The organism is Curtobacterium sp. MCBA15_013 (assembly GCF_001865095.1).
Taxonomy (GTDB): domain Bacteria; phylum Actinomycetota; class Actinomycetes; order Actinomycetales; family Microbacteriaceae; genus Curtobacterium.
This window is the reverse complement of the sequence record NZ_MJGQ01000028.1, coordinates 1-9,806: the sequence shown is the minus strand read 5'-3', so window position 1 is coordinate 9,806 and position 9,806 is coordinate 1. Positions and strand designations below refer to the sequence as shown.

Below are 9,806 nucleotides of genomic sequence, written 5' to 3'. Positions count from 1 at the left end.
CGGGAGGCGCGGTGCCAGCCGGCACCGCGCCTCCCGTCCGTCAGGGACCCGCGTCTAGTACGTCGACGCGATGAGGTTCTCGGGGACGTCGCGAGCGGCGTCCTGGTCCACGAAGAACACGGTGCGCTTGCGCCCCTGCACGCCACCGACGGGGACCTCGTCGACCGAGGCACCCGCGAGCGCCAGCCCGAGGACCGAGGCCTTCTCGGCACCCGACAGGATGACCCAGACCCGCTGCGACGCGTTGATCGCCGGGTAGGTGAGGGTCAGGCGCTGCGGCGGCGGCTTGGGGGAGTCGTCCACCGGGAGCACGATGCGGTCGGTCACCGTGAGCTGCGGGAACTCCGGGAAGAGCGACGCGGTGTGACCGTCGGGTCCGACCCCGAGGAGCGTGATGTCGAACCGGGGCGCGATGGCGTCGTCCGGCGCGGCAGCGTGGAGCTCCTGCTCGTAGCGGGTCGCAGCGTCCTCGATCGAGATGCCAGCGTCCGACGCCGCGATCGGGTGGATGTTCGACTCCGGGATGTCGACGTGGTCGAAGAAGTCCGTCTGCGTGCCGGTGATGTTGCGATCGGCATCGCCCGCGGGCACCCAGCGCTCGTCGACCCACCACACGTGCACCTTCGACCAGTCGACGCTCTCACGCGCCGGCGACTGGCCGATCGCGGCGAGGACGAGGGACGACACGGAGCCACCGCTGATGGCGATGTCCGCGCGCTCCTGCTCGTCGAGCACGTCGATGATCTTCGTGATGAAGCGTGCGGCGACCGAAGCGCCGAGGGCCTGCTTGTCCGGGTGCACCAGCACCCGCCGTTCGTTGGTCACGTGACTCCCGTGTTCGTGGTGGTCGACCGGTCGTACGACCACCGTCGGTCCGACCGTCCGGGCCGGCCGCCGCTCGCGCTGGACGAACGACGGCCGGCCCGACCGGTCGTGTGGGGCTTGCTCAGCCGGCGATGGACTCGCGCAGCTGGGGGACCCCGTGCTTGACGACGTCTCCGAAGAGGACGTCCGGGTCGAGTCTACGGAGTTCCTCGGCCAGGCAGTCGCGCAGGTTGCGGCGCGGCAGCGACAGGTCGTGCGTCGGCTGCCCGGGCATCGAGAGCGTCGCGACGTCCACCAGGGACCGCTCGAGCTCGATGGTGCCGGACTCGCGCACGAGCTTGACGCCGTGGATGCCGCTCGACCCGGTCGCACGCGGGGACGTGACGACGGCCACCGGCACCTCGAGTTGCAGCTGCAGCCAGGCGGCGAGCAGGATCGTCGACGGGCTGTCGTACGCACCCGAGACCTCGACGGCGGTGATCGGCTCGTACGGCGGCTGATCGAGCGCCGCGGCGAGCTGGTTCCGCCACAGGGTCAGTCGGGTCCACGCGAAGTCGGTGTCGCCCGGCACGTACGAGGCACCGAGGGCCTCGATCGCGCCGTTCGGGTCCTTCTGCGCGGCCGCGTCGGTGATCCGTCGCTGGGCGATGCGACCCAGGGCCGACGCCGAGGGCTGCTCCGGGGCGGTCTGCGGCCACCAGGCCACGACGGGCGCGTCCGGCAGCAGGAGCCCCGTGACCAGGCTCTCCTCGTCGGTCGCGGTCTCGCCGTAGGCGCGGAGGACGATGACCTCGCTCGCACCCGCGTCGCTGCCGACGCGGATCTGCGCGTCGAGGCGACCGGGCGACTTCGTGTCGCCGTCGTTCTTCGACACGATGATGACACGCATCGGGTGCTCGCGGGACGCCTCGTTCGCGGCCTCGATCGCCTCTTCCTCGTGGCCGAGGGCCGTCGAGATGATGAGGGTCAGGACACGACCGAGGGCGACGGCGCCGCCCTCTTCGCGGATGTGGACGAGCTTCTTCTGGATCTTCGAGACCGTGGTGTTCGGCAGGTCGATCTTCATGGACGCCTCCAGGTCCGGCCGTCGCGGGCGAGCAGGGCGTCGGCGGATGCCGGGCCCCACGTGCCGGGACGGTACTGCTCGGGCTGGCCCTGCGTGGCCCAGAACTCCTCGATCGGGTCGAGGATCTTCCACGACAGTTCCACCTCTTGGTGACGGGGGAACAGGGGCGGGTCGCCGAGGAGCACGTCGAGGATGAGTCGCTCGTACGCCTCGGGCGAGGCCTCGGTGAACGCGTGGCCGTAGCCGAAGTCCATCGTCACGTCGCGCACCTGGGTGCCGACGCCGGGGACCTTCGAGCCGAAGCGGAGCGTGACGCCCTCGTCCGGCTGCACACGGATGACGAGCGCGTTCTGGCCGAGGGGCGACTGCGAGTTGCCGTAGACGTCCTCGGGGACACGCTTGAACACGATCGCGATCTCGGTCACGCGGCGACCGAGACGCTTGCCGGCGCGGAGGTAGAACGGGACGCCCTGCCAGCGACGGGTCGCGATGTCGAGCTTGATCGCCGCGTAGGTCTCGGTGCCGGACTCGGGGTCCATGCCCGCTTCCTCGAGGAAGCCGAGCACCTTCTCGCCGCCCTGCCAGCCGCCGGCGTACTGCCCGCGGGCCGTGGCGGTCGAGAGGTCCTCGGGCAGGCGCACCGCGGAGAGGACCTTCTCCTTCTCGGCGCGGAGGTCCGCCGCCTTGAACGAGACCGGCTCCTCCATCGCGGTGAGCGCGAGGAGCTGCAGGAGGTGGTTCTGGATGACGTCGCGCGCCGCACCGATGCCGTCGTAGTACGCGGCACGTCCGGCGACGCCGATGTCCTCGGCCATCGTGATCTGCACGTGGTCCACGTAGTTCGAGTTCCAGATGGGTTCGTACATCTGGTTCGCGAACCGCAGCGTCAGGAGGTTCTGGACGGTCTCCTTGCCGAGGTAGTGGTCGATGCGGAACACGTCGTCCGGAGCGAAGACGCTCTCGACGATCGCGTTCAGCTCGCGCGCCGTGCGGAGATCGGAGCCGAAGGGCTTCTCGACGACCACGCGGCTCCACGAGTCCTCGCGCTTCTCGGTCAGCCCGGACAGCTTGAGCTGCTCGGTGACCACGGGGAACATCTTCGGCGGGATGGACAGGTAGAACGCATGGTTGCCGAGCGTCCCGCGCTCCGCGTCCAGCGTGTCGACGGTCCGCTTGAGCTCGCGGAACGCCTCGGGGTCGTCGAACGATCCCTGGACGAACCGGATGCCCTGTTCGAGCTGACGCCAAACGTCCTCGTCGAACGGGGTGCGAGAGTGCTCCTGGACCGCGTCGTGGACGAGCTGGGAGAAGTCTTGGTCCTCCCAGTCACGTCGAGCGAACCCGACGAGGGCGAACCCCGGGGGCAGGAGCCCTCGGTTCGCCAGGTCGTAGACCGCGGGCATCAGCTTCTTGCGGGACAGGTCGCCCGTCACGCCGAAGATGATGAGGGTGCTGGGTCCCGCGATCCGGTTCAGTCGACGATCCGTCGGCAGCCGGAGCGGGTTGTGCTCCGGGGTGATTGCCACCGGTGACATGAGTCGGTGAACTCCTTCGAGAGTCAGAGGGTGACGGCGGCCGTCAGTGCTGCGGTGGCAGCTGCGACGTCCGTCGTCGTGAGGGTCAGGACCGGGCGGCCGTGCTGCGCGAGGACACTCGCGTCGCCGGAGGCCTGGGCCTGGATGAGTTGGCCGAACGTGAACGGACGACCGGGGATGGCCAGGTCGTCGGGCTCGTCGGCCACGATCTGGAGGAACACGCCGTTCGCTGGGCCGCCCTTGTGGTACTGGCCGGTCGAGTGCAGGAAGCGCGGTCCGTAGCCGAACGTGACGGGTCGGCCGGTGCGCGCCGCGAAGGCGTCGCGCAGCGATTCGAGGTCCGGGTTCGCGGTGCGGTCCACGTACGCCTGCACGGCCAGGTAGCCGGTGGGGCCGACGTGGTCCAGGAGGCGCGACACGGCTTCCGCGATCGTCGTCCCGACCGCCAGGCCCTCGGTCGCGTGGACCGCGGTGCCGTCCTCGGTGAAGGCCGGTTCGGTCGGTGCCGGGCGGTCGTCCAGGAGGGCGCGGGCCGCGGACTTGGCGGCCTCGACGTCGGGCTGGTCGAACGGGTCGATGCCGAGCAGTCGACCGGCGACGGCCACGGCGTACTCCCACACGAGGAGCTGGCCGCCGAGCGTGCCGGTGATCTCGACCTCGCCCTCGGCGACGTGGCGCTCGTCCTCGCGGGAGCCGACGAGTCGGATCACCTGCAGGTCGGGCAGTCCAGCGGTCACCTCGGGGGAGTCGACGTCGAGCACGACCGGCAGCAAGCCGCGGCCGTCCTTGCCGGTGGACTCCGCGATCAGCTGTTCCGCCCAGTCGCCGAACCCGACGATGTGGGTGCCGTCCGCGACGATGCCGATCGTGGAGCGGAGGGGCGCGGTGCCCCCGAGGACGGCGCCGAGCACGAGGCCCGGGTTCTCGTCGATGTCGACCGAGAGCAGCGCCGAGATGGCGTCGGCCTCGTCGAGGAGCTCCGCGATGTCGGCACCGGCGAGGCCGGACGGCACGAGGCCGAACGCGGTCAGTGCGGAGTAGCGGCCGCCGACGTTCGGGTCGGCGGTGAAGACGCGGTACCCGGCGTCCGTCGCGACGGCCTCGAGCGGGGAGCCCGGGTCGGTGACGACGACGATGCGCTTCGCCGGGTCGATGCCGGCGTCGCGGAAGGCCTGCTCGTAGACACGGCGCTGCGAGTCGGTCTCGAGGGTCGAACCCGACTTCGAGGACACGACGAGCACGGTGCGGTCCAGCTGGTGCTCCACGGCGGCGCGGACCTGCGCCGGGTCGGTGGAGTCGAGGACCGTGAGCGGCACGCCGGCGGTCCGGGTGATGACCTCGGGCGCGAGCGACGAGCCGCCCATGCCGGCGAGGACGACGTGGTCGACCCCCTCGGCGAGGAGTGACTCGCGCAGCGCCGCGACCTCGGCGACGAGCGGGCGGGAGACCGAGACGGCCTCCACCCAGCCGAGGCGCTTCGACGCCTCGGCCTCGGCGTCGGGACCCCAGAGCTCGGGGTCCTGGGCGGTGATGCCCGACGCCACCAGATCGGTGACGAGACGCGGGACCACCTGGTCGATGGCCCGCGCCGCGTCACCGCTGGCGGCGATGGAAACCGTCACTACTTGGCGCCCTCGAGTGCGTTCTTGACGGTGTCGACGAGCTCGCCCCACGAGACGTTGAACTTGTCGACGCCCTCCTTCTCGAGCAGCGCCACGACGTCGTCGTAGTCGATGCCCTGGGCGGCGAGCTGGTCGAGGACCTGCTGCGCGGCGTCGAACGACCCGGCGATGGCGTCGCCGTGGATCTCGCCGTGGTCGAACGTGGCGTCGAGCGTCTTGCCCGGCATGGTGTTGACGGTGCTCGGCGCGGCCAGCTCGGTCACGTAGAGCGTGTCGGGGAGCGACGGGTCCTTGACACCGGTCGAGGCCCAGAGCGGACGCTGGGTGTTCGCACCGGCCTCGAGCAGGCCGAGGGCGCGCTCGGAGGCGAACGCCTCGGTCCAGACCTGGTAGGCGAGCTGCGCGTTGGCGATGCCGGCCTTCGACTTGAGGGCCTTCGCCTCGTCCGTGCCGACGGCGTCGAGACGCTTGTCGATCTCGGAGTCGACGCGCGACACGAAGAAGGACGCGACCGAGTGGATCTTCGAGAGGTCGTGGCCGGCGGCCTTGGCCTTCTCGAGGCCACCGAGGTAGGCGTCGATGACGGCGCGGTAGCGCTCGAGCGAGAAGATCAGGGTGACGTTGACCGAGATGCCGGCGGCGATGACCTCGGTGATGGCCTCGAGGCCCTCGACCGTTGCCGGGATCTTGATGAGGACGTTCTCCTTGCCGACCTTGTCGAACAGGAACTTGGCCTGCTCGATGGTCTTCTGGGTCTCGTGCGCGAGGCCCGGCTCGACCTCGATCGACACGCGGCCGTCGAAGCCCTTGGTCGAGTCGTAGATCGGCTTGAAGACGTCGGACGCGTTGGCGACGTCCTGCGTGGTGATCTCGAAGATCGCGTCGGTGACCTCGGTGCCGGCGGCGGCCAGCTCCTTGACCTGTGCGTCGTAGCGCTCGCCCTTGGCGAGGGCCGAGGCGAAGATCGTCGGGTTCGTCGTGACGCCGACGACGTTCTTCTCGGCGATGAGGGACTCGAGCTTGCCGGTCTCGAGGAGCTCGCGGGACAGGTCGTCGAGCCAGATGCTCACGCCGACCGCGGAGAGCGCGGCGGTGGGGGTGTTCTCAGCCATGTGTTTCTCTTCTTTCCTTCATCGGCCTGGTGGCCGGGGTCTGGGGGACCGGGAGGCGCGTGGCGGGGCCGAGCCGCGCCTCCCGGAAGAAGGGCCGGATCCGGCGAACCGGACCCGGCCCTCGGGGGGTCAGGAAGCCGCGAGGGATTCCTTCGCGGCGGCCACGACGTGCTCCGTCGTGAAGCCGAACTCCTTGAACAGCGTCTGGTAGTCGGCCGAGGCACCGAAGTGCTCGATCGAGACGCTGCGGCCCTTGTCGCCGATGATGTCGCGCCAGCTCATGGCGATCCCGGCCTCGACCGAGACGCGCGCGGTGACGTTCTTCGGCAGTACCTGGTCCTGGTAGTTCTCGGACTGGGCGCGGAACCACTCGAGCGACGGGGCGCTCACGACGCGGGCGTTGATGCCCTCGCCCTTGAGCTGCTCACGTGCCTCGACGGCGATCTGGACCTCGGAACCGGTCGCGATGAGGATCACGTCGGGGGTGCCGTTCGGCGCCTCGGCCAGGATGTACGCGCCCTTGGCGACGTTCTTCGCCGAGGCGAAGACCTCACCGGAGGCGTCGCCCTCGCCACGCTCGAACACGGGGAGGTTCTGACGGCTCAGCGCGATGCCGGCCGGGCGGTCCTTGTGCTTGAGCATCTCGAGCCAGGCGTAGGCGACCTCGTTGGCGTCGGCCGGGCGGACGACGTCCAGACCCGGGATCGCGCGGAGGGCGCTGAGCTGCTCGATCGGCTGGTGCGTCGGGCCGTCCTCGCCGAGGGCGACGGAGTCGTGCGTCCAGACGTAGATCGCCGGCGCCTGCATGAGCGCGGCGAGACGGACCGCCGGACGCATGTAGTCGCTGAAGATGAGGAACGTGCCGCCGAAGGGGCGGGTGTTCCCGTGCAGGACGATGCCCGACAGGATCGAGCCCATCGCGTGCTCGCGGATGCCGAAGTGCAGCACGCGGCCGTACGGGTCGGTGCTCCACGCCTTGGTCGAGGCCTCGACCGGACCGAAGGACTTGGCGCCCTCGATCGTGGTCAGGTTCGACTCGGCGAGGTCGGCCGAACCGCCCCAGAACTCGGGCATGAGCGGTGCGATGGCGTTGATGACCTTGCCGGACGCGGCACGGGTCGAGACGGCCTTCTCGGTCGGGAAGACCGGGAGGGCTTCTTCGAGGCCCTCGGGGAGCTCGCCGGCGTTGATGCGGTCGAGGAGCGTCTTCTTCTCGGGGTTGGCCGCGGCCCACGCGTCGAAGGTCTTCTGCCACTCGGCGTGCTGCGCCTGGCCCTTGGCGACGGCACCGCGGGTGTACTCGAGCACCTCGGGGTCGACGTGGAAGGTCTGCTCGGGGTCGAAGCCGAGGACCTCCTTGAGGCCCTTGAGCTCCTCGCCACCGAGGGCGGAGCCGTGGATCTTGCCGGAGTTCTGCTTGGTCGGCGACGGCCAGCCGATGATCGTCTTGAGGACGATGAGCGACGGCTTGTCGGTGACGGCCTTGGCGGCCTCGACCGCGGCGAAGAGGGACTCGACGTCTTCCGAGTACTCGCCCGTCTTCTTCCAGTCGACCGTCTGGACGTGCCAGCCGAGCGCCTCGTAGCGGTCCGGGACGCTCTCCGAGAAGGAGATGTCGGTGTCGTCCTCGATCGAGATCTGGTTCGAGTCGTAGAAGACGACCAGACGACCGAGCTGCTGGCGGCCGGCGAGGCTCGCGGCCTCGTTCGTGACGCCTTCCTGCATGTCGCCGTCACCGGCGATCACGTAGGTGAAGTGGTCGAACGGCGACTCGCCGTCGGCGGTCTCCGGGTCGAAGAGGCCGCGCTCGAAGCGCTGCGCGTAGCCGAAGCCCACGGCCGAGGCGAGGCCCTGGCCGAGCGGGCCGGTGGTGATCTCGACGCCGTCGGTGTGGCCGTACTCCGGGTGACCCGGGGTCTTCGAGCCCCACTTGCGGAGGTGCTGGAGGTCCTCGAGCTCGAGGCCGTAGCCGTGCAGGTAGAACTGCACGTACTGGAGGATCGAGGCGTGACCGGCGGAGAGGATGAAGCGGTCGCGGCCGATCCAGGTGGAGTCGCTGGGGTCGCGACGCATCACCTTCTGGAAGAGCAGGTGGGCGACCGGCGCGAGGCTCATCGCGGTGCCGGGGTGACCGTTGCCGGCGGCCTCGACCGAGTCGGCGGCGAGTACGCGGGCCGTGTCGACGGCCTTCCTGTCGATGGCGTCCCAGGTGAATTCAGCCACTTGGATGTTGACCCTTCTTGATGCGACATGTGCGAGGGCTCGTGCCATCGCACGGACATGATCGCCATCCCGGGGCCTTCGTCGGGTCGCCGTCTCGCGGCGGCCGACCGGCTCTTCGCGGCCGACGTCATCGGGGCACGCACTGCGGGAGGGCGACTCCAGCATAGTGACCATGCACTCAGAAGGGGTTCAGGTGACGCCGGTTGTTCACTCGTCGTCGCGGGGACCCGCCGTCGGCCGGGCGTGTCGGTGGGTGACTTCGGTCCGGATGGCGGGGCGGGGCATCATCGCGGCGCCTCCATCACGTAAACTGTCGGGGACCCGTGCGCATTCCGGGTCGACGCACGCCCCGACGACGACGGAGCCGTCCACCGAGCGTGTGAGCTGACGCGAACAGACTGAGGTTCCCTTGCCGACTGCCACCGTGACCCGGCCCGACACCGATCGACCCCGCTCGACGCTGTCGCGCAAGGTGCGTGCCTACGTCTCGCTGACGAAGCCGCGGGTCATGGAGCTGCTGCTCGTCACGACGGCACCGACGATGTTCCTCGCCGAGCGCGGGGTGCCGGACCTGTGGCTCGTCTTCTGGACGATGCTCGGTGGCGCGATGTCGGCCGGGTCCGCCTCGGCCTTCAACTGCTACATCGACCGCGACATCGACCGGCTCATGAAGCGCACGAGCACCCGGCCGCTCGTCACGGGTGAGCTCTCCGACCGTGAGGCACTCGTCTTCTCGTGGGTGCTCGGCGTCGCCTCGACCGCGGTCCTCGGGTTCCTGGTGAACTGGCTCGCGGCCGCCCTGAGCGTCATCGCGATCCTCATCTACGTCTTCGTCTACACGCTGTGGCTCAAGCGCCGCACCCCGCAGAACATCGTCTGGGGCGGTTCGGCCGGCTGCATGCCCGTGCTGATCGGCTGGGCGGGCGTCACCGGGTCGCTGACCTGGGCGCCGGTCATCCTCTTCATGGTGATCTTCCTCTGGACGCCGCCGCACTACTGGCCGCTGTCGATGAAGTACCGCGACGACTACGACGCCGCCGACGTGCCGATGCTCGCGGTCGTCCGCGGTCGCACGGTGGTCGGTCTGCAGGTCGTCCTGTACGCGTGGGCGACGCTCGTCTGCTCGCTGCTGCTCATCCCGGTCGCGCACATGGGGCCGCTCTACACGGTGGTCGCGCTGGCCGGTGGCATCTGGTTCGTCGTCGAGTCGCACCGGCTGTACTCGCGGGCGATCCAGCACGTGGAGCACGTGCAGCCGATGCGCGTCTTCCACAGCTCGATCACGTACCTGACGCTGCTGTTCATCGCCGTGGGCATCGACCCGCTGCTGCCGCAGGTCTTCACCTTCTAGCGCGGGGCGGGCGCGGCCCCGCGCGCGGCCGTCTCGGCTGCGGACCCCGTGCGACATCGTCGCTGTCGTACG

Annotated in this window: 7 protein-coding genes; 1 reads left to right on the top strand and 6 read right to left on the bottom strand. The window is 69.8% G+C overall.

The annotated features are described in order from the left end of the window. Positions 1-54: 54 nt before the first annotated feature. The 6 genes from pgl to tkt form a co-directional block, all read right to left on the bottom strand. The gene (gene pgl, locus BIV01_RS12780) at positions 55-825 is read right to left on the bottom strand and encodes a 6-phosphogluconolactonase (RefSeq protein WP_071296304.1); all 771 of its coding nucleotides are present in this window, start codon (positions 823-825) and stop codon (positions 55-57) included. 121 nt (positions 826-946) lie between these two features. Further along, on the bottom strand, positions 947-1,891 hold the full coding sequence (locus BIV01_RS12775) for a glucose-6-phosphate dehydrogenase assembly protein OpcA (protein ID WP_070416205.1): 945 nt from the start codon (positions 1,889-1,891) through the stop codon (positions 947-949). Next, positions 1,888-3,426, bottom strand: a complete 1,539-nt coding sequence (zwf, locus tag BIV01_RS12770; RefSeq protein ID WP_071296305.1) for a glucose-6-phosphate dehydrogenase — start codon at positions 3,424-3,426, stop codon at positions 1,888-1,890. Before zwf ends, BIV01_RS12775 begins: the two co-directional genes overlap by 4 nt. Before the next feature lie 23 nt (positions 3,427-3,449). Then, positions 3,450-5,048, bottom strand: coding sequence for a glucose-6-phosphate isomerase (locus tag BIV01_RS12765; protein WP_071303084.1), 1,599 nt, complete (start codon positions 5,046-5,048; stop codon positions 3,450-3,452). Next, on the bottom strand, positions 5,048-6,160 hold the full coding sequence (gene tal, locus BIV01_RS12760) for a transaldolase (protein WP_070416202.1): 1,113 nt from the start codon (positions 6,158-6,160) through the stop codon (positions 5,048-5,050). Before tal ends, BIV01_RS12765 begins: the two co-directional genes overlap by 1 nt. 129 nt (positions 6,161-6,289) lie before the next feature. Next, positions 6,290-8,383, bottom strand: coding sequence for a transketolase (gene tkt, locus BIV01_RS12755; protein WP_071296307.1), 2,094 nt, complete (start codon positions 8,381-8,383; stop codon positions 6,290-6,292). Positions 8,384-8,807: 424 nt separating this feature from the next. On the opposite strand from tkt, the gene BIV01_RS12750 reads away from it, so the two are divergent. Next, positions 8,808-9,734, top strand: a complete 927-nt coding sequence (locus BIV01_RS12750) for a heme o synthase (protein ID WP_070416200.1) — start codon at positions 8,808-8,810, stop codon at positions 9,732-9,734. Positions 9,735-9,806: the final 72 nt, after the last annotated feature.